The following is a 20,935-nucleotide window of genomic DNA, read 5'->3' on the forward strand; positions in this document are numbered from 1 at the left end:
TCGCCTATGACCAGCATTAAGGTACTTATCGTCGATGACTCCGCTGTGGTTCGGCAGGTACTGTCTTCCACCCTGGGCGGCGATGCGGCCATTGACGTTATCGGTGTGGCGGCCGATCCGATTTTCGCTATGGATAAGATGAACAAGCAGTGGCCGGATGTCATTGTTCTGGATGTCGAAATGCCTCGTATGGACGGCATTACCTTTCTAAAGAAAATTATGTCCGAGCGCCCGACTCCAATTGTTATTTGCTCAACCCTTACGGAAAAAGGCGCGGCTACGACAATGCAGGCGTTATCAGCCGGTGCGGTCAGCTTTGTGACCAAGCCTCAGGCAGGGCTACGCCAGTTCCTGGTTGAAAGTAGCCATGAGCTGATCAATGCGGTAAAAGCTGCTGCCCGAGCGAATCTGCGAAAAATACCAGCCAAACCGGCGATGAGCGTCACGCCTAAACTGAGTGCAGACGCTATCCTGCCACCGGGTCAGGCAATGACCCGAACGACTGACACGGTCGTGAGTATTGGTACTTCCACCGGCGGCACACAAGCGCTAGAACTGGTGTTGACTGCCCTGCCTCGGGTCTGTCCTGGCATCGTCATTGTGCAACACATGCCTGAGCGTTTCACTGCCGCTTTTGCTGAGCGCCTGAATGGGCTGTGTCAGATTGAGGTACGTGAGGCACAACACGGCGATCGCGTCATTCCTGGACTGGCCCTGATAGCCCCCGGTGGGCGACATATGCTGCTCAAACGCAATGGAGCGCAGTACCAAGTGGAAATCGTCGATGGCCCTCCCGTGAGCCGTCATCGCCCTTCTGTTGACGTCCTGTTCCGTTCGACTGCGCGTTGCGCCGGCAAAAATGCACTGGGCATCATCATGACGGGCATGGGTGACGATGGCGCAAGAGGCCTAAAGGAAATGCGCGAAGCAGGTGCCAAAACGCTGGGCCAGGACGAGCAGAGCTGTATTGTGTATGGAATGCCCAAAGAAGCCTTTAAGCTGGGCGCAGTAGAACGTGAGTTGCCACTGGACCAGATTCCCGCGGCCATCTTGAGTATGGCCCGCTAAGCGCTTACCCGTATAGCTTCATAACGGCTCGGCTGCACGTGGCCGAGCGTGCCGAGCCATGTCGGTTACTGCTGCACAGGTATGCATCTCTGCGTATACCTGCCGGTCTATCACTACACCGACAAGTTAGTGATGTGATGGTCATTAATAACCGTCACGCTAGAGCATCACTCAAGACAGAACTCGATAGTGATAACGGTAGCGGGTTTCAAAGCCAAGCGAGCGGTATAAGGCCAGTGCAGCGCTATTGGAGCAGGTTACCTGCAAGTAGGCCTGCCTGGCACCTTGAGTTTTTCCCCACTCAATCAGTTTCTTGACTAGCTGTCGCCCATGACCGCGCCCACGCCAAGCGGGTGCCACCACCACGTCGAATAGCCCTACCCAGTCACCTTCTGCCACTGCCAGCCCATAACCGATAAGTTGTCCTTCTTCATAAACTGTTGCATAAGCGACAGGCCAGGCAATGGTATCGAGCAAGGCATTGTGCTGCTGACGGTGGATGGCATCTAAGCCATTTAGCAAGGCAAAGCCGTCGCTCCATGTAGAACTGCGCATGGGTTCCAATATAATGGTATCTCCATTCGCCCTTCGGTTTCCTACTGGCAGTGTCATTACCTCTGTAGGGTCGACCTGTTGGTAGCCAGCCGCCTCCAACTGCCTGTCCGGCTCATCACCTGCCAAAGGTGTTAACCGAAAGATCGTAGGTAAGCCCTGCCGCTGGTATAGCGCCTCAACATAAGACCGTACCGCATCAAACGAGGCCGTTGGTTGCCAGGCGTTGGCTGAATTGGCACGCTTGGTATAGCCATTCGCCAGACGCAGTATCCAGCCTTCGTAAAAGACTGTTTGCCGGGCAGGCCAGGCGTTAAAGGCGCACGCTTCAAGCGCAGAGATAACAGTCATAACTCTTTTCCTGTATGGGCTTAAAGCATGGCCCCATCGGAAAGCTCATTTCAAGTGAAATAGGATAAGCCTCCCCTACTCCTTGCTATGAGCAGTACAAATCCTGGTAGCGCCTCCGTTGGCAGGCGGATTAGCTTTTAAGATCAAGCTTAAGAGATTGACTGCTATACGTTAACTCAGGCGTAGTCAGATCTATAGGCATGGATTAAGCCAGATGGCTAACGTAAAGCCCTAACACCACTCTTCAGTCTAAGCAGGGCCGATACGTATTGGGCTCCATTGAGCCTATTCATCTATACCTCATCCTGACATTGATCGATTGAACGGTTTTATCGGCATATACAGTCGATCCCCAAACAGCCTGTTTTTCCACCGGCTGACCGCAGCCCACGTCTTTCCTGTCTTTGAGGAAGAAACCCGTTTACGACTCATTCTTATCAAATACATGAAGCAGGCTATTTCCGCCTTGGTAATACCTCATACTGACAGTATTGAGGGTGAGGTATATGGGCAAATGCCTTGCTTCGCTCCTTAAAGGCCAAGCAACCTGCTCCCTTTGAATATGAGGCTTTGGCCCAGCAGAAATAAGGCAATCACGGACGTTACAACTATCTCCCAGAGAGACCACCGCTGTACCTTTCCAGATAAGCAGAGGTAGATACGCCATCTTTACAATAAATGTGTCGCTCCGGAGACCTTACACCCCTCTAAAACGCTGCCAGCGCTAGTGAGATGTCACCATGGGTTCATACTCTTTTCGAGCGGTCTCTTAACAGGATGCTGAGCCAGCACTGCAACAGAGGAATACTCAGAACAACCGTTTTGATCATTAATGAGGTTGTGTCATGCCTTACCCACTTTTTGATGCTCACTGCCACATCATAGACTCTCGGTTTCCTCTTGAATCCAATCATGGATACACCCCTCCTCCGTATACAGCCGAGCATTACCAAATGGATGCCAGTGCGCTGGGCATTACAGGAGGAGCAGTCGTCTCAGGCTCTTTTCAGGGCTTCGACCAAACCTACTTGATCTCTGCTTTGGATACGCTTGGTCCCCACTATGTGGGAGTCACCCAGCTTCCTGAAACAGTAGGGGACGATACAATTCTGTCGCTAGAACAAGCAGGCGTCAGAGCAATACGCTTCAATGCACGGAGAGGAGGTTCTGCAGGACTAAATGAGCTGGAGCGTTTTTCTCGGCGTATCCATGAGCTGGCAGGCTGGCATGTTGAGCTTTATATCGACTCACGAGCGCTGGCAGATTTGATGCCACGTCTAAAACACGTTCCTAAATTGGTTATTGACCATCTCGGCCTTTCCACTCAAGGCTTACCTTCTTTACTTTCGCTAGTCGAAAGAGGCGCATGGGTTAAAGCAACTGGGTTTAGCCGAGGTGATCTAGACATTGCGCGAACATTAAAAGCCATCAGTGCAATAAATCCTGATGCACTTTTGTTCGGTACAGACCTTCCGTCTACGCGAGCGCCACGCCCCTTTAACCGTTGCGACATTAGGCTCATCCAGGAAGCTCTAGAGGAGTCACTGATGCGCAAGGTTTTTTACGAGAACGCTATCCAGCTGTATCGACCCAAGACGCACTAAAATAGCTGTAGCCTGTACGGGTAACAGGCTACGCGGCAACGCCTCGTTAATCTCGGTTGACCGAGCAAAGCCGAATTGAGTCGGCAAGAACGTCAATCGCCTGGGGACGCGGAAAACTTGCACGCCATGCAATGGCAATTGTTCGAAACGGTGCGGGTGAAGTGAATGGACGAATTTCTATTAGCCCTGACGCGTAGTGGTGGCTTTCCAATGCAGAAAGCGGAAGCACCGAAACCCCCAACCCTGAAGCAACCATATGACGAATCGTTTCAAGGGAAGAGGACTCAACCTGGGTATGCTTGGACTCAACGCCTGGCTTTTTAATTGTCGGACAAGCCTCCAAGACCTGATCACGAAAACAATGCCCCTCCCCTAGTAGTAACAGACTCATCTCATCCAACTTTGCATTTTCGATGCTCTTGAGGTCTGCCCAAGGATGCTTAGCCGGCATCATTACATAGAACGGCTCATCGTATAGCGGCTTGGTCAGTACGTCTGCCTCACTAAAAGGCAGCGCAACAATAATGGCATCCAGCTCGCCTGTTCTTAGCTTGTCACGTAAAACAGGGGTGAAGTTCTCCTCTATATAAAGAGGCATTTCAGGAGCGACACGATTTAACTGTGGGATTAAATGGGGGTAAAGATAAGGGCCTACCGTATAAATTGCGCCAACCTTAAGTGGCGCACTCAACTGATTTTTACCCGCCTTGGCAAGATCACGAATGCCTTGCGCCTGCTCTAGAACTTTTTGCGCCTGAACAACGATATTTTCACCAGTAGGCGTCAGGCGCACATTGGTCTTACTACGTTCAAAAATCAAAATGCCTAGTTCGTCTTCAAGCTTCTTGACGCCCACCGACAACGTTGGCTGGCTAACGTGACAGCGTTCCGCGGCACGACCAAAATGTTGTTCTTGAGCAAGCGTTACGATATAGCGCAGTTCTGTCAGAGTCATTTGAGTCTATTCACTCACACAGTTAAGTTTGTTGAATCATTTATCGGCCGACTGGCAGATTTCTTTTGCATTACACATGGCATAGCGTCCTTTGCGATAAGGGTTACACCATGCCTTTGCGCCGAAGATATTTACTTCCCTTTGCAAATGATCTTTGCCGTGTTTATGTTTTGAATCTGCCAGGAACTTAACCTAAGTGAAAGTGTCTAGTGGTTCTCACATATCACAAGGACGGTAGGCGATATGGTGGTGCCTCATCACGAACAGGCTCAGGACATGATCCGCGCAGGATTAGCGCCCCTAACTTGTCATTTCACGCCCAAAACAGCGCTAGGGTTTATGACCTTTACAGCATCCGATAAATCGGGTCGCATAGTTTACAGGTCAGAACGCCTTGTCCCTTTGTTTTATGCCAATCGCCGCGCCCTTCGTCTCTACTTATGTAAAGTCCGAAGAGAGCTTATCAACAAGGGATTTTCCTTAAGCGCCTGGGATGACAATATGTCTTTACAGGATTTAGGGAATTGGTCTGAACGACTAAACTCTACACGTAATAATCGCACCCGCTAGGACAAGCCAAGCGCAAGCTTGAGGTATAGACAACTTCGTCTTTGCATAAAAAACGCCCTCATGGGCGTTTTTTTGTAGCCGTATATTTTACAGGTGCAAGTCATCAGGTGACTCTTATCCTTATTCGATGCTGGCTTTACTGCCTATTACTAATCCCTCTGCAAACCTGTCTCCTCAGGTTATAAGGCACGGCTATCAACTGTCGTAGTGGGAAGTTGAAAGCTGTCAGTTTCTAACAAACCGTAGATCAAATAGAGAAGACGGATAGAGCTATGCCCCACTCCTTCTATTTTCCTGCTTAATCGTTTATCTCATTAATAAGTTTCCCTACTAGGGACTTTCACTTACTGATAACTCATCAGCCTACTACTCGCCTCTCTTACAAATCTGTTTGCAGCAAAGAGTTGAAGCTAGCGCTGCTCTTTAGTCAGTAATTTAACAACTTCTTTAGCATTACCGGATAAATATAAATAGTCCCTACTAGGGACTCGAATAATAGGCGTGCTAGTTGTGCTCAGGAGATTCCCTACTAGGGACTATTAGCTAGGCCTAGAAATGAGCAAACACCTAAACAAATAAGCATTAAAAATAGGTGCTTGTCTGTTACGATAACGATAATACATAGCCTCAACGAAGAGGATGGAAAATGGCCCGGAGCGGATCGGCTGTGCAGAAAGAAGAAAAGAAGACGGTTGTGATTGCTATCGCTAATCACAAAGGGGGAGTAGGAAAGACAACGACCTGTATTAACCTAGCAGATAACTTGGCCCAAATGGGCAAACTGGTCTGTGTAGTTGATATGGATCCTCAGGCTAACGCCAGTCAGCATATTGGCATGTCTCACCCTGCAGAGATAAATTATACAACTGCCGAGCTACTGACGAATCCTGAGCTGCCACTGACTTATTTCGTGCATGACGAAACCCGAATAGATGGCGTAGCACTCATCTACGGAAGCATGGCATTGGATAATGCTGACGATGCGTTACGCATGGAACCGCGCCCTAATGAAGTCTTGCGGGATCGCCTTCAACCTCTACTAGGTAAGGCTGATTACATTATTATAGATTGCCCACCGAGCCTCAGACTGCTCACATCAAATGCGCTAGCAGCAGCCACGCACTTATTGATTCCTGTCGAATCAGGATCACCTTATGGTCTATACGGCTTAGCCGACTTGACCAAGCGCGTTCAGCAAATCACGCGTATAAATCCAACATTGATAAATCTAGGTGCACTGCTAATTCGCCATGATGATCGCCAACTGGTTTGTCAAAACATCGAGCAAAAAGCGATGGGACTATTTGGAAAGCTTGTCCCTGTAAAAATAGGCACGACAACCAAGATCAATCAGTCATCCACCGTTCAAACCTCTTTGCGAATGTTTGACTCGACGAACAAAGTGGCCAAGCAATACAAAGAATTGGCCAAATACATCGATAACGAGACTGCAGCCTAAGAGCACGATATGGAAAAGAAATCGACTTCTTCACAAAACGCACCTAAGCAAAAGCTGGGCTCTATCCTTGCTCAAGGCTTGGTCAGCCAGATATCTCGTCATTCGGCTGTCCAACAGGTGGAGGATTTGAAATCCCACCGGGTGCCTCGCTCAATTCCTGTAGATCTGGTTGATGCAAACCCCTATCAACCACGCTTAGTCTTTGATGAGGAGTATATTGAAGAGCTTGCGTTCTCGATCGAAGAGGAGGGACTGTTAAGCCCAATCAATGTGCGCATTGCTGGCGAGCGTTATGAGCTGATTGCAGGTGAGTGCCGACTACGTGCTCACAAAAAGCTCGGCAAGAAATATATTGATGCACTAGTAGAAGTTGTCGATGATTTCGAAAGTGCACTGCGCAGCCTCTTTGAGAATATACATCGTAAAGACCTATCCGACTTTGAGAAATACCATGCTATTACTCGAATGCGTACGTCTTTCACCCAGGTGAACGATCTACAACGAAAGCTCGATATCAGCAAATCACAGCTTTATCGCATTATGGCCTTTGGTGCCCTTCCAGACTCCAGCCTCAATATGTTGAAGGCGAATCCTAAAATGCTCGGTGCTAACGCAGTCGATGCATTAAAGCCTGTTATCAAAGAAGTTCAGGCGGCAGGCTTGGACTATGAGTCTGCGTTGAACAAGGCATTGAGAGACCTTGCCAATGGAAAACTGGCACAAGCTGGATTGGCCAAGCGTATTCGTGAAGACCTACTGGCTAGATCGACCGCCACGCCTAAAGCTCCGGCACCGAGCGAAGACATTGTTATCGGGGAGAAAAAGGTTGCTCGTGTTTCAACCAAAAAGGACAGGGTTATCTTTGAATTGGATCGTAAAACATTTAGCGATGCCCAATTAAGCGAACTGAGAGCTCTGATCAGTAATCTGGCTGAACAGGGAGCAGACCCCAGTGAATGATGATAAAGAACAGCCTGCTCCAGAGAAAGCAGAGCGGAAGGGTAGGGCACCCCGTGAAACAGCGCTTACCCGGATACAACAACGGGCTGAAAAGGTAATTGAAGAGAAGGTAAATCAGCTACCACTTTGGGCAGATGATCTTCGTAGCGCGCCGAATGAAATGCTGCGTAGTGCCTTGTTCACTGTAGGCAATCGAAACCAAGCCAGAGAGTTCATTAATGGCCGTGAACTACATTGCTACGGCAATGCACGAATTTACTATACCGGCCAGGAGCTTCGCCAAGAAGACGACATGGATGTCTGGCTCCAGGTTGTGCATATGGCCCGCACAGAAAAGTTAGGCAATCGCGTAAGCTTTCGTCCTTCAGAAATGAAGAAGGAATTACGTTGGCCAAGAGGCAAGGACTACACACAAAAATTATTAAACGTGCTGGAGCGTCTTAAAGCGACGTCTGTACGTATTGAATCGACCCGACTCGGTAAGGGTGTTGGTGTTTCTCTATTACGGCGCTTTGAGTACACAACGGAAGAAGGCGATCTTAGTGACACTTGGCATGTTGAGATTGAGCCTGAAATGGCCATTCTTTTTGCAGCTGATGTCTATACAACGCGTCTGGATTGGCAGTCACGCTTGGAATTACGGCCTTTGGCAAAGTGGCTGCATGGTTTCTATGGTACCCACCGTGAGCCGTATGGCATTAAGGTAGAGACTATTAGAGAGTCATGCGGATCTAAAGCCAAAACAGAGGCAAAATTCAAGCAAATGCTACGTGATGCGTTGGATGAGCTTAAGAATATTGATTTTCTCAAGGAATGGGATATAGGTAAGGACAATATTGTTAGGGTGGTTCGAAACAATAGACCATTACTCAAAGGCGAATAGTTTCTAAAACTAAAAAACGGAGCATTAGGCTCCGTTTTTTGTGTCAGCCCCGTTGATAAACGGTCTGCAATTTAAATTTTGCCGCTGTGTTCAGTAAGCCTTATGAGGCCTAAGCCCTCACTAACCCGTTTTTAGTAGGCTCAGGAAGCTTTATAAGGCGCCAAAACGAGAGCAAATGTCAGGATGAGGTAGTTTCTCAGCCTAATTTTAAGGTTTCGCTCGCTTAATGTCAGGATGAGGTAGTTTTTGAGAAAACTAAGCGTGAGGTTTGGTGAGTATTTACTGGAGCATGTAAGCGGTTTTTTTGAGAATTCTTGCTTTGGACTCTTCAATATTAAAAAAAATCCTTACAAATCAATCACTTAACCAAATATACCTCATTCTGACATTCGCTTTAGGTAGGTTAAGGATCATAACAGGGGGTATTGCCCGATACGGAGAAGCAGAAAAAAAGCTTAAGAATTAGAGAGTTATCTCTATAAAAATGGGAAATAGGCCAGCCTATTCGCTGGAAAAGGGATTATTGAAAGCTTCATCTAAAATGATAAAACTCTTAAATATCAGTAACTTACATAAAAATCTACGTCATCTTGACATTCCATACGTCAAGATGACGTATCAATACCTCATAATGACACCGTTACGCTAATCTAAAAATATTGTTTAAAATCAATAACTTAAATAGGTATGGGTAATTTTTTAGCAGGCCATACGTCAACATGACGTACAAATACGTCATGTTGACAGGCAAATACCTCATGTTGACGTATAAAAACGTCATGTTGACGTTATGCTGTTTGATAAAAAAACGTTATCTTTCAGTTACTTAGGACGGATATCCACACCCTATAACCTTCTTTTAACCTTAAATAACCTTCTTTTAACCAGGCATAAGGATCTTTCTAGATCTTTTTAGAGAAAGGGCTATGTGCATAGCCTTCTACAACTGATTGAGTCGTAAGCAATGAGTGCTTAGTTTTTAGAGGTGAAGACCCTACTTATACCTCAAGCTGACAGTGTTCCCTTAATCATCCACAACTTGCTTCGGATTAGGCCCTGGTGTTCAAAGCAGCATCGTTACAGTGCTTGTAAACGCTGCTAAGGAGATCCTGAATGGACATTTGCGTAGAAAACATTAAACACCTTAGCCGTGATGCTACTATTTTATAATACCACTACTTACATATGAATGCATCAATAATACTTCATATTAACTTAACTATAGGATTTATATACAGCAGACATAGATGATCTAATTAGGATTTCTGTTAATATGAGGTAGATATGAGGAGTGGTATTAGAAAATATGTTTAGGGATCTTGAGTCAGCCTACGAGCACCTTAAACAGGCTGTCGCTTATCTAAATGCCCACTGGTCAACCTGTGTCATTTCAGGCGAAGTATGGTCGCTCCCTATTTTGAGTGAGCAAGTAGCGCTAAAAGAAATCACTCCTGTCTTAGTGCAAGGCAGGCAGGCCATAGAGATAAGCCAAACGATGCTTCAACAGTTTGAGCTGGAGGCTGATCAAGCCCCGGGAACTGTCAAACGGTTACCCGGATGGTTTTTGCTGAGTGATTCTGTTCTTGAGCAGATACGTAACGTTAATCGGATGAAAGATGTTGTGCAGGCTGAGATCGAGCGTGTAAGGCTAAAGAAGGGGCTGGCCGAGACTGCACGTACTCGTTTGGCGCGAGAAGCCTTGGGAGCGCGTATCAGCCTTAAACAACTGACACGTCATATTCAGGCCTTTGATGCTACGCCTCGCTTGTTAAGCTTTACCTGGGCTGGTCATACTGGCAAGACAAAGCGAGTACCGGTTGGAGAGGTGAGAAGCCGATTGGAAAGGCTGGCTCAACTACAGATGCAAGGCAAAGGCATAGACATTCAGGATACGCCTGCGGGTACTGCTTTACGGGTGATCCATAATCTGGCTGATCATGCCCGGCTGGTAAAGGTTGAAAAGGTAGCACCTCATCCACGAGTCAACATATTTTTTAGCCACCGCTCCCGATACGATGCCATGCTGCATGCCAATTTGCCTTTGTTCTTTTTGGCAGGCGAACAGCAGACTGAGATCGTTGGATTAAAAGACTTTAATTTCGAGAACCGTATTGCGCCGCGGCGCAATAATAAAGACAGCCAGCGAATTCCTGTGCTTCCTGAATACGGTCTGTATATAGATGAGGATGAGCTGTGGGGGCGGGCGAGTCCGAGCATGCAGCTCAGTCCGCTCGCATTCGAAAGTACATACCGAGCACGGCTAAAAAATAAATCGTGAGATATGAAAAAGGCCTGCTTCAAGCAGGCCTTTTCTTACCGCGTCTGAACGTCTGTTAGTTAACAGCGTCTTTCAGCCCTTTACCGGGCTTGAAGCCAGGCACTTTAGCTGCTGCGATTTTAATAGTCTTGCCAGTCTGCGGGTTACGACCTTCACGAGCGGCGCGCTCTTTGACAGTAAAGGTACCGAAACCAACCAGAGCAACATCGTTACCCTTGGCCAGCTCTTGGCTGATCGTGTCGGTAATAGCGGTCACAGTGGCTTGAGCTTGAGCCTTGGTTAGGCCTGCGGCTGCAGCCACTTGATCGATCAATTCCCCTTTATTCATGCAAATACTCCAGAGTAGTCAGTTGTCTTGATGGAATCGCAGCCTTGCTTTCCATTATGCGTTATCTCTCATCCCGGATGGTATAGGAAGCCTGCCAAAGAGATAAGGGTCTTCAACAGACAACCTGATGCCCAATAAGGTCTTTTTCTCATTCAACAGCGTGAACTCCTTTTCATTCTGTGTAATGGAACTGTCAGGATGAAGTGTATCCCGCTCAGCATACCGCATTCCGGCCTTATGGCTGGAGTTTCTCTGAGACTATAGGGTAGCGATCCCATACGTTTTGATCACTGAGCGAGCGTACTAGCTTGACGTACTCGGCGTGTGACCATGCCAGAGGTGTGGCACTGTCGGTTCCCTTGCCCTTGGTGTAATGATGGCGTTCATTATTCCCTACGCCATCCCAAACCTGTTCCGGAAGCATGAATCCCTCATTAGCAAAGAGCTCCATGGCTTTGACATAGGTGTTTTGGAGATCCCTTAGCTGACCATTGGAAAGCGTATTCTCTCCGCCAGGTTGCTGTGCTTTGGCAAGAGCCAGTGCGTAATGACCACGCTCCCCAGTGAAGATAGGCCATACCCGCCCACGCAGACCTGAATTCATGACAGGTTGTTCAGTCGCTGGATAATTGATACCCGTGGTCTCACTCTCACCGTAACCGTCGTTTCCGTAACGCCTCCAGCCAGGAAATTCTCCGGAAACGCCGGGATAGGTAAAGGTGTACTTGACCTTCAGGTTTTCTGGCAGGGTTTGATCATCCAGCACGCTCAGGCTGCTCACGATATGGGGATCAGTGGCAGAGCGAACACCATAACGGACAAGTTCCAGAAACCCTGCATCCAGTATCTGGTTTTCTGGAAGGCCTGGCCGGCTATTATTATCTAACAACAGCTGGCCATCATTAGGGTTATCGTTTTGTGTGATACGCAGGTAATACTGCTTGTCTCCAAAGATGCCTTGTTGGGTGAACATACTGGGCTCGACATGATTGGAATAGCGTCTGGCAGCATCCAGATAGGCTTTTGCTCCCGCCATATCACCAGTCTGAGTTGCCAATTCTGAGGCTGTCACAAGACCAGTAATCACGGCAGCCGTTGTAGAAGGGGAGTAACCCCATTGCTCCTCCCAGCGGTCCTGTTGTGTTTGCGGAGGTTTCACTGTCCAGTCATTCCAGCCCAGCTTGACCTGTCCACCTTGGGTGAGAAAGTCTGCGGCCGGCTTAAGCATCTCTTGATACCATCGCGTGATGTCGGCGTTGGAGAGCACACCGCTTTTCCAGAGCTTGTAACCCAACATGATGGGCATGGCGGTTTGATCGAGTTGCACGCCAACCCACTCGATAGTGCCGTCGACATGGGTTTTCTGGAGAAACCAGCCGGTTGCGCCGGACTCGGCACCTCTTGTGCTGTCATTCTGTTTTTGCTCATGGATATAGGCAGAGCCATCAGCCTGCATAGGAGGCGTGTCTTTCGTAACCTGTACCTGTTTGAGGTATTCAAACGCCACCTTGGAGGTTTGCGTATCGCCTAAAGCTAAGAGGGCCATAGCGCACTGATAAAAATCCCTTGGCCATACCGCCTTATAGCCTGTAGTACCTTTATCAGCTGGAACAGTTTCGCCCCAGGGATTGGATAGTGAGGCAATCAGTGCACCTGCATGGGTCTTGTCTTCTTGAGCTTTTAGCACCATTGCACTGACATTTAGCAGCTTGCCGTTATCGGTCGTCTGTTGGCGCATGGCAGCTAAATGGGTTAGCGAGGCTAGATAATCCTGCCAACCTATGGTGTCTCCCTCACCGTTATAATGCGCAAGCACCTGTTCGTAACCTCGCTTCAAGGTCTTATCGGCGGCTTGGTCGGCAGCTTGTCGATCACGCCCGAATCCGACCACGATATCGATGGTGGTCGTGTCACCTGTACGGGGTAGACGGGCCATCATGGCAACGTTGCCTGGTGTATCGCCGGTCGTGGTGTAGAGCGATTCGAGCGATCCCTTTCTCCGCAATTCCTCCAGGCCATCTGAGGCACCTACAAAGCCTACGGTTGGCGACTCCAGACTGCGGCTGGCCTTGACCACAAGCGTGGTTTCCTGCTCTTGTGCATACAAGGCATGCTGTTCTGTAAAGGCACGATCTCCGCTGCCGCTGTTGTTCATAGCCGGATCAACATGAAGATAAGCCTGGAGTGCCGGATTGGGGCTATGAAAGATGACTCGCATGACCAGTGCATCGGAGTCTGGATCTGTAAACACATGCTTTTCGATTCGGTACTGCCCATTCTTGGCACGGTTGATAATCCGGTAGGCAAGTGATGCAGGCCTGCCTTCGTTATCCGTCGACAGGTACTGGGTTTCACTGACGGTATCAGTCTCTTCAAGGTCAATAAAATCGGGGCCCTTTACCACCACTTGCATGGCCCGCAGCTGGGCTTCATGGATGAGGCCAAACATCGTTTCCGTCACAATGCCATTGGCGAGAGAAAACCAAACCTTGGAAACCGGCCCTGTGGGAGCGTCACTGGAATAGGCCCCGTTGTGGTACTGCTCATAAGACGTACCAATTCCGGTCTTGCCTGAATAAGACCAGAAGGGGGATTGACCCGGCGCGCCGGGCGCAATGGCTGAATCGGCATAAATGACAGTGGAAAGGCTTACACAAACGGTAAGCAGGCTGTTTCGAAGCAATGTGACGTGCATAGGACCTTCTTGCTTTTCTTATGTGGCTATAAAGCGCGTAGCGCCTATGATCCGAAGTCCCGGAGTGGTACTCGAGCAAGCGCAGCGCAAGTGCTAGGCAACTATAGACAAGGATTGTGCGACTGCCTGGTAATGTCGACTTAGGCAGGCAAGGAGTTTTAAATAAGCGTTTGCTTTACAGGGAGTGTTTTATTTAACGTACCGACCTTTGAAGCGACCGCTATGGACGTAACCCTATGACTATTGAACCGGCTGATCTGGCCCAGTACATTGATCACACTCTGCTGGCTGCCAATGCCTCACGCGAACAGCTTCAGCAGTTGTGCCTGGAAGCGCGCGAGCATGGCTTCTATTCCGTCTGTGTAAACTCGGCGCATGTGTCGTATGCGGCTGAATTACTAAAAGGCGCTACGTCGAAAGTGTGTGCTGTGGTGGGGTTTCCGCTAGGGGCAATGTTGAGTGAGGCCAAGGCATTCGAGGCTGAGCGTGCCATTGCTCATGGTGCGCAGGAAATTGACATGGTGTTGAATATAGGCTGGCTGAAGGACGGTTTGCTAAGCGAGGTCCGTGACGACATTGCACAAGTATTGAATGCCTGCGGTTCCGTTCCGCTCAAGGTCATTCTGGAGACCTGCCTGCTGGATGACGAGCAAAAGGAACAGGCATGTGTGATCTGTCGGGAGCTGGGTGTCGCTTTTGTAAAGACCTCGACTGGCTTTAGTCATCATGGCGCGACCCTTGAGGATGTTCGTCTGATGCGTCGAATCGTTGGGCCGGACTTGGGCGTCAAGGCGTCTGGCGGTGTTCGGGACTACGCAACCGCCGTTGCCATGATCGAGGCGGGCGCAACTCGGCTTGGCACAAGCTCGGGAGTGGCAATCGTACAAGGGGCTGGGTCTGATAAGGCCTATTGATCATTGTCCGCCAGGTAGCCGCCTGGCGGACATTTTGTACGTAGAGGAGCGGATTTAGCTGCTTTCCCGTACTACCAGATCAAACCCGAGGTCGATCTGGGTAGGCTTGGTGCGCTCTGCCATGAGCTCCAGGAGTAGCATGGCTGAATGATGGCCTACAGCCTCACGCGGTGTTCGGATAGAGGTCAGACGCGGCACCATATGGGCTGAAGCTGGCAAATCATTGAAGCCAACCAGTGCGACCTGGTGGGGAATGGAAATACCCTGGCGTTGAGCCTGAAAAATGGCGCCATGGGCAAGGTCGTCGTTACAAAAGAAAATACCGTCCACATCCGGATGCTGCTGCATGAGGTCTGCAAACAGGCCTGCGCCTAGCTCGATAGAGGAGGGGCGGGAATCCATGATTTCCAAAGCAGAGTCATGTACGCCCGCCTCTTGCAGGGCTTCCCGAAAGCCCTCTCCGCGCCTTAGTGCGCGTGGATCGAGTTGGGCTGCAATATAGGCTATTCGCCGACGACCACGCTCAATAAGATGGCGGGCTGCGGCCGCCCCCGCGGCATATTGCGAAAAGCCAGCGCTACACGTATCCGTACTCGAGTCCAGATCCATCATATGCACGCATGGAACACCGCTGGTCTCCAACAACTGACGTGCATTTTCAGTTCTATCAAAGCCTGTCAGCAGGATACCCCTCGGCTGATAAGCCAGATAATTACGGATCAGTTTTTCCTCCTCTTCAGGCGAGTAATGGTAGTTACCAATCAATACCTCAAACCCGTGAGGTCTTAAAACCTGATGGATAGCCTCAAGGCTCTCGACGAAAAGCTGGTTCGACAGTGAGGGGATCAAGACGACAACCGACTGGCTTTGTGCAGAAGCCAAGGTACGCGCAGCAGGATTGGCGACATAGCCAAGGGTACGGGCTGCTTCGCGAACCTTGTCGACCAGTTCGGGTGCAACCGTTACGACGCCTCGTAGGGCGCGGGAGGCAGTAATGGGCGAAACGGCAGCCAATCTGGCAACTTCGGCCAGGGTAGGGCGGCCCGTAGTACGGGAACCAGTTTTGGGCATAGGGGTTATCAGCTGATTGTTGTTATCGGTTTTGCCTCTAGGGCACCTTATTTATAAGTTAGCGCTGTCTTGATTTCACTGCCAGACTAACCTTGTACTTTTACCACGCGCCCTATACGAAGCGGCCATTGACTCTATTAACAGTCAGAATCCTTTGCTCTAGAGCGGGAGCCTTAGTCCTGATATGTCTTTCTAACACTCAAAAAAAAGCCGCCTCTGGTTTCCAGAGGCGGCTTTTTATCTGTGCACCATTCGTTTCCAGACTGGATGTCTTATAAAGAGATGAGATGAAAACGGTTGGTCTCTAAAGCGGGATAGCAGCAGCGTTCAAGCAACGACAGAAGTCGTCTCCCGCTTGTCCCATTCTTCTTCTACCTCGCAGAAGCACACATCTGCAGCTGCATGCAGCCGGTCTAGTTGAGCCTCGGTCAGGGCGTGCAGGGGAAGCGTTTCAAGCAGCTGGATAAGCGTATCAAATTGGGTAACGTCCATCATGTCCTCGTGGGATAATCAGATCGATATGCGTGTTAACTTCTGTGAGTACGCGGCAGGCCTTCTCACAGCAGCTTTGTTAATTTCTAAGAAGTTCATTCGACTTCACAGGACCAGACTCACTATTCAAGATGACTAGCCACTGTGAGACACATGGACTGCCAGGCAAACGACCTTGGCCGCCGCCGATTCGAGTTCCATGGGTTAGGGGCGCGCATTCTAATGAGGACCGCCCATTCTCTCTAGGGGGTTCTGCCCAATGGCATGCAAATATTTCTGTAATAATCGGTTGACGTCTGAAAAAGTCTTTTGATGACACGGACTTAGCAACCCAAAAAAAATTAAATTTTTTTGAATTGCTTTTCGCTTCGCTAGATGAACTGTCAGTCCAGATTCTTATTGCCTTGAATCAAGCAAACACTGGACTTGCAATCAGTCATGGCACCGCTATGCGTTGAGGTAACAGTGCTCTCTAGGACCAGGGTGACCTTAAGTCGCCAGTTGGTTGAATTGCCCCACTGCATCGACTACACGCTGCGCACCGTCCTGAATATCCACGATGACAACGCCTGCTTCAGATGCCAAAGCCAAGCCTTGCTCTGCCTGATCCTTACCGGCGGACATACGGGAAACCGCTTCCTGAGCCAGTGCCTGGTTTTCCTGTACAACACTGACAATTTCTTCAGTTGCCTTGCTGGTTCGGGATGCGAGTTGGCGAACCTCATCAGCCACAACAGCAAATCCACGACCTTGCTCGCCAGCCCGGGCGGCCTCGATGGCAGCGTTGAGGGCCAACAGATTGGTCTGTTCGGCAATACCGCTAATGGTTTTGACGATTGAGCTGATGACGAGCGATTGCTTGTCCAGTGCCGCGATCCCTTCAGACGCATGATCCATTTGTCTGGCCAGCTGCTGCATAATATTAATGGTCTGATTGACCACGTCTGCGCCTTTCTTGGCAACAGCATCGGTGTGTTGCGAATTCCCATAGGCAATGCCCGCTGCTTCGATCACCGCATTTTCACGATTAACCTGATCTGTAATAACCGTTGCGAATTTTACGATCTTGCACAGTTTGTCTTCGGCATTGAGGATCGGATTATAGGAGGCCTCGAGCCAGACTACATGGCCATATTTGTCGACTCGCTTGAAGCGACCGCTAACAAACTCGCTGCGATTGAGCTTGGCCCAGAAGTCCTGATATTCGGCAGAGTTGTACTCGGCAGGCTCACAGAAGGTGCGGTGATGTTTGCCTTTGATTTGATCCAGCGTATAACCCATGCCACTCAGGAAACGATCATTCGCCGTAATCACTTCTCCGCTCAAGTTAAACTCAATCACTGCAGTGGAGCGTAACAGGGCTTTTATCAGGCTTTCGTGCTCACGAGACGTCTCGATCGTGCGTGTCAGGTTGTTGGCATAAATATAAAATTGATGCACCTGACCCGATGTATCGCGTATTGGCTGCCATAGGCAACGCAGCCAGGCCTCTTTACCGTCTGCCCTCAGCAAGCGCACAACACCGCTAAAATGCTCGCCCTTCTGAAGCGCAAGTTTCATGCGACGGTAAATATCGGTTTGCTTGATGGGGCCTGGGACCAACTCATCAATATTACGGCCAACGATGTCATGGCTTTTGTACAGCATTTCGAGCATGAACTGCTCATTGACCTGTTGAATCACGCCTCTTGGATCGAGGGTAAAGCCAATCATCGACGTATCAAGGCTTTCTTTGACCTGTTGTACGACCGAGAGGCTTTCCCGCAGGGCGGCCAATTCCTGTTTGAGACGTTTGAAAAACATGATTGATCCTTGGATGAATGGCCAGAAGGGAAGCCTTGAGTCAGTTATCGGCGTCGGCACGACTTAGTGAAAGGCTATAACCCCTTAAATGTTCACCGGCAGACCAAAGGCATAATTTAGCGGCTGACCTGTGTGGCCGCTGCTAAAGGCACAATCAACTGTTTGCCAATTCGACGGCGCGGACCATCTCGCGAGGCGGCAAGGGTTTGGCAAACAAATAGCCTTGGTATGCCGTACAGCCGTTTTCGGCAAGCACTTGGCGCTGGGCTTCGCTTTCAACGCCTTCCGCCACGATATCAAGGCCAAAGGTCGTTGCCAGACCGGAGATTGCCTGAATAATGGCAATGCTTTCCGCCCCTGGGAGTTGCTGCACAAAGCTTTGATCGATCTTGACCTGATCGATAGGCAGCTTCTGAAGATAATTGAGCGACGAATACCCTGTACCAAAGTCATCCAAGGCAAAGCGGACGCCTTGTCTTCTTAGTGTTTCGATATGAGAGCACGCCTGATCAAGATCCAGTATCAAGGTTGCCTCGGTCAGCTCTATTTTGATCAGGGAAGGATCGATATGCTTATCTTTGAGGACATCCATTATCTCATTGGCAAAGCTGGATTGACGTAAATGAGACGCGCATATATTGATCGAAACAGGCAGGTGGGCAAGCGAAGGCTCTTTGGACCAGGCCACTAGTTGCGAGCACACTTCATCAAGTAGCCAGCGGTCTAACTCGGTCAGTAGGCCTGTGCTGCTGGCCACCTCCAGAAAAGCTGAGGGCCCTACCAGTCCCCATTGCGGATGTTGCCAGCGGAGAAGGGCCTCAAGACCAATAAGCCCCTTTTCATCACTCCACTGCAACTGGTAATAAGCCCGAAATTCATTGTTGAGCAGACCCTGCCGAATCTGTTGCTCCAGTTGCAGGCGAGAGGCGATGCTGCTTTGCATGCTTGGATCATAAAAACGAATAGCATTCTTGCCATCATTCTTGGCCGAGTACATGGATATGTCAGCCTGCTGAAGCAGGTCGTGACTTGCGCTTCTGCTATCAAACAACACAATGCCTACGCTACCGCTAATAGCCTGACTGCCCTTCTCGAACTCGAAGGGGCGTTCCAGTGCAGCTAGCGCCTGTTGACCTATGAGGCTGGCATGATGCGCAGCGGTCTGCTCATCCTCGGACAGCCCCTCAAGCAAGATGACGAACTCGTCACCTCCCAGGCGAGCAACAGTATCGGTGGCTCGCATGATCTGTTTCAAGCGGTGTGCTGCTTCTTTAAGGACGGTATCGCCTGCATCATGGCCATATAGGTCATTAATATTTTTGAAGTTGTCCAGGTCTATGAACAGCAGGGCTCCACCGTGTTTATTTCGCTGGCACGAGAGTTGGGCGGTCTTGAGCCGCTCCAGAAAAAACCGCCGGTTAGGCAGATCGGTCAGAGTGTCGTAAAAGGCCAATCTACGTATCTGCTCTTCATGCTGATGTCTGGCAGTCACATCGCGCGTCACCATAACTATCGAGCGCTTGGTGGCCGAGTCTGAATCGATGGCCTGTGCCTTGCCCTCGAAAAAACACTCTCCAGACGGTGAATTGATTCGATATTCCACCGTAAGAGGAGTAGGGCTGCTTAAAACGTTTTTAACCCAGGTCGTTAGGTAATTGGCTTGAGCATCCGGTGATGCGCCCTGCAAGCAATGAGCTACTTTAGCCAGATGCTCCTGGATCGTCTGTTCGTCATGTAAAGAGGAAACGGGTTTTTGTAAGCGGCCGTCCTGATCAATCACCAGCACAAGATCTGGAATTGACTGCGTGATAGCGCTCAGGCTGGCCTCACTGCGCGCTAACGCGAGATCAGCATGGTGATGCTTTTCCTGGTCGCGTAATAAAAGCCAGACGAGCATGCCTGTGGGAGGCATTGTCAGCATCATGGCCAACAGCGTGCGCTGCCCAGTTTGGCCAAAAGGGCCATAGATCCAGTGGAGCATTACCAAAGCCAAGGCATGTACGACTATACCCAACAGCAGTATTTGTAAGGGTCCTTGTCTGAACCAGCCGCGCTGGCAAGCCATGCGATAGGCAAACCACAGCAATATGGCTATGCATGCATTCAGTACACCCGGATACGCTCCAACGCCACCCAGCCAGAATCGATAAAGTGCAGTTATCGCCACCGCGACGCTCGCGACCAGAGGCCCTGTCATGGCTGCTGTTACAGAGAGAATAGCTAGTCGTGCATCTACGAATACCCCTTGGCCTATAGGTATAGGGTGAGTCATGAGTGCGATACAGATCAGGCCTGTCGCACACCCTAGAATCAGGTCCGATGACAAGACCTTGTGCGGCCAAATACGCCAGAGATAGTCGCGTAACCAGCATAAAGCCAAAAGCAGAGCAGCATTAGAAAGAAAATCCACAAACATAGCGACCTTGCTCTCCTTCGACTAGGCGCAAACAGTACTGGCATTCAGATAGAGGTCTGAGTCAGAATCGGTTGATAAATGCTACCCAGTCGTCGGATAAGGCTAATTTGAGCGGATCGCTTGGAACTCTTAGGATGACTGAGGTTGAGCCATTTCAAGACAGCAGTTTGAGCGCAGGTTTTAGCAGGATGTTCATTGCTACAGGGATGTTGATCGTAGCGCTTGTGCTGGGGCACATGGGAAGCAGCTACAGGAGCACACGTACGGTTCGCCTTGATCGGCGGCTGGCTTATATTGGGCTACTCGCTTTTATGCTTGCGGGAGCCGTTGTCTTCTTTGGCTAGAGTCTAGGCGAGGAAAGCGTAGTTTGATCGATGAATGACGACTAAATAGGTCCTCTATGCCATAAGGCCCTTATCAGTAAGGCACTGATATCGCTGATAAACAGGTAATGCCATCACGTAGCCGGTACGGAAACGAATGAAGACCTTTGAAAGACGGCAGTCCGCTGAGGCCATTTCCTCCTTGCCTGCGCT

General features: G+C 49.7%; 16 protein-coding genes and 1 pseudogene. 8 read left to right on the forward strand and 9 right to left on the reverse strand.

Features of this window, described 5'->3' with window-relative positions; all coding sequences use genetic code 11:
• Window positions 1–6: 6 nt before the first annotated feature.
• Window positions 7–1,068 carry a protein-glutamate methylesterase/protein-glutamine glutaminase gene (locus IEX86_RS15930; protein ID WP_188867126.1) on the forward strand — a complete coding sequence of 354 codons (1,062 nt, stop codon included), beginning with the start codon at window positions 7–9 and terminating at the stop codon, window positions 1,066–1,068.
• A gap of 171 nt (window positions 1,069–1,239) precedes the next feature.
• On the opposite strand, the gene IEX86_RS15935 is transcribed toward IEX86_RS15930, so the two are convergent.
• Window positions 1,240–1,971, reverse strand: coding sequence for a GNAT family N-acetyltransferase (locus tag IEX86_RS15935; RefSeq protein ID WP_188867127.1), 732 nt, complete (start codon window positions 1,969–1,971; stop codon window positions 1,240–1,242).
• 845 nt (window positions 1,972–2,816) lie between these two features.
• Here IEX86_RS15935 and IEX86_RS15940 point away from each other — a divergent pair.
• Window positions 2,817–3,575, forward strand: coding sequence for an amidohydrolase family protein (locus IEX86_RS15940; RefSeq protein ID WP_188867128.1), 759 nt, complete (start codon window positions 2,817–2,819; stop codon window positions 3,573–3,575).
• A gap of 46 nt (window positions 3,576–3,621) precedes the next feature.
• Here the strand turns inward: IEX86_RS15940 and IEX86_RS15945 are convergent, their stop codons facing one another.
• Complete coding sequence (locus tag IEX86_RS15945) at window positions 3,622–4,530, reverse strand: hydrogen peroxide-inducible genes activator (RefSeq protein ID WP_188867129.1); 909 nt, start codon at window positions 4,528–4,530, stop codon at window positions 3,622–3,624.
• Window positions 4,531–5,767: 1,237 nt separating this feature from the next.
• On the opposite strand from IEX86_RS15945, the gene IEX86_RS15950 reads away from it, so the two are divergent.
• The 4 genes from IEX86_RS15950 (at window position 5,768) to IEX86_RS15965 (ending at window position 10,680) form a co-directional block, all read left to right on the forward strand.
• Complete coding sequence (locus IEX86_RS15950) at window positions 5,768–6,559, forward strand: ParA family protein (protein WP_229685373.1); 792 nt, start codon at window positions 5,768–5,770, stop codon at window positions 6,557–6,559.
• Window positions 6,560–6,568: 9 nt separating this feature from the next.
• Window positions 6,569–7,519, forward strand: a complete 951-nt coding sequence (locus IEX86_RS15955) for a ParB/RepB/Spo0J family partition protein (protein WP_188867131.1) — start codon at window positions 6,569–6,571, stop codon at window positions 7,517–7,519.
• Window positions 7,512–8,402 carry a plasmid replication initiator TrfA gene (trfA, locus tag IEX86_RS15960; protein ID WP_188867132.1) on the forward strand — a complete coding sequence of 297 codons (891 nt, stop codon included), beginning with the start codon at window positions 7,512–7,514 and terminating at the stop codon, window positions 8,400–8,402. Before IEX86_RS15955 ends, trfA begins: the two co-directional genes overlap by 8 nt.
• A gap of 1,306 nt (window positions 8,403–9,708) precedes the next feature.
• Window positions 9,709–10,680, forward strand: a complete 972-nt coding sequence (locus IEX86_RS15965) for a DNA replication terminus site-binding protein (RefSeq protein WP_188867133.1) — start codon at window positions 9,709–9,711, stop codon at window positions 10,678–10,680.
• 55 nt (window positions 10,681–10,735) lie between these two features.
• Here the strand turns inward: IEX86_RS15965 and IEX86_RS15970 are convergent, their stop codons facing one another.
• Together IEX86_RS15970 and IEX86_RS15975 are read right to left on the reverse strand one after the other, a co-directional pair.
• Window positions 10,736–11,008, reverse strand: a complete 273-nt coding sequence (locus tag IEX86_RS15970) for an HU family DNA-binding protein (RefSeq protein ID WP_010798836.1) — start codon at window positions 11,006–11,008, stop codon at window positions 10,736–10,738.
• 235 nt (window positions 11,009–11,243) lie between these two features.
• Window positions 11,244–13,703, reverse strand: coding sequence for a glucan 1,4-alpha-glucosidase (locus tag IEX86_RS15975; protein WP_188867134.1), 2,460 nt, complete (start codon window positions 13,701–13,703; stop codon window positions 11,244–11,246).
• 236 nt (window positions 13,704–13,939) lie between these two features.
• On the opposite strand from IEX86_RS15975, the gene deoC reads away from it, so the two are divergent.
• Window positions 13,940–14,617 (forward strand): deoxyribose-phosphate aldolase, encoded by a 678-nt coding sequence (gene deoC / locus IEX86_RS15980; protein WP_188867135.1) that lies wholly within the window; start codon window positions 13,940–13,942, stop codon window positions 14,615–14,617.
• A 54-nt stretch (window positions 14,618–14,671) separates the two neighbouring features.
• On the opposite strand, the gene gntR is transcribed toward deoC, so the two are convergent.
• The 5 genes and pseudogenes from gntR to IEX86_RS16000 all read right to left on the reverse strand — a co-directional run bounded on the left by gntR (window position 14,672) and on the right by IEX86_RS16000 (window position 20,399).
• Complete coding sequence (gene gntR, locus IEX86_RS15985; RefSeq protein ID WP_188867136.1) at window positions 14,672–15,688, reverse strand: HTH-type transcriptional regulator GntR; 1,017 nt, start codon at window positions 15,686–15,688, stop codon at window positions 14,672–14,674.
• A 327-nt stretch (window positions 15,689–16,015) separates the two neighbouring features.
• Complete coding sequence (locus tag IEX86_RS15990) at window positions 16,016–16,180, reverse strand: hypothetical protein (protein ID WP_188867137.1); 165 nt, start codon at window positions 16,178–16,180, stop codon at window positions 16,016–16,018.
• A 489-nt stretch (window positions 16,181–16,669) separates the two neighbouring features.
• Window positions 16,670–17,098: a methyl-accepting chemotaxis protein gene (locus tag IEX86_RS25760; protein WP_373290456.1), complete on the reverse strand. Its 429-nt coding sequence runs from the start codon at window positions 17,096–17,098 to the stop codon at window positions 16,670–16,672.
• 108 nt (window positions 17,099–17,206) lie between these two features.
• A pseudogene (locus tag IEX86_RS25765) lies at window positions 17,207–17,983 on the reverse strand (PAS domain-containing protein); the annotation flags it as partial.
• Window positions 17,984–18,137: 154 nt separating this feature from the next.
• Window positions 18,138–20,399, reverse strand: coding sequence for a putative bifunctional diguanylate cyclase/phosphodiesterase (locus IEX86_RS16000; RefSeq protein WP_188867139.1), 2,262 nt, complete (start codon window positions 20,397–20,399; stop codon window positions 18,138–18,140).
• 188 nt (window positions 20,400–20,587) lie between these two features.
• On the opposite strand from IEX86_RS16000, the gene IEX86_RS16005 reads away from it, so the two are divergent.
• Entirely contained in the window at window positions 20,588–20,743 is a 156-nt protein-coding gene (locus IEX86_RS16005; protein ID WP_188867140.1) for a hypothetical protein, read from the forward strand.
• The last annotated feature ends 192 nt before the right edge of the window (window positions 20,744–20,935 follow it).

The organism is Pseudomonas asuensis (assembly GCF_014646755.1).
Classification (GTDB): Bacteria; Pseudomonadota; Gammaproteobacteria; order Pseudomonadales; family Pseudomonadaceae; genus Chryseomonas; species Chryseomonas asuensis.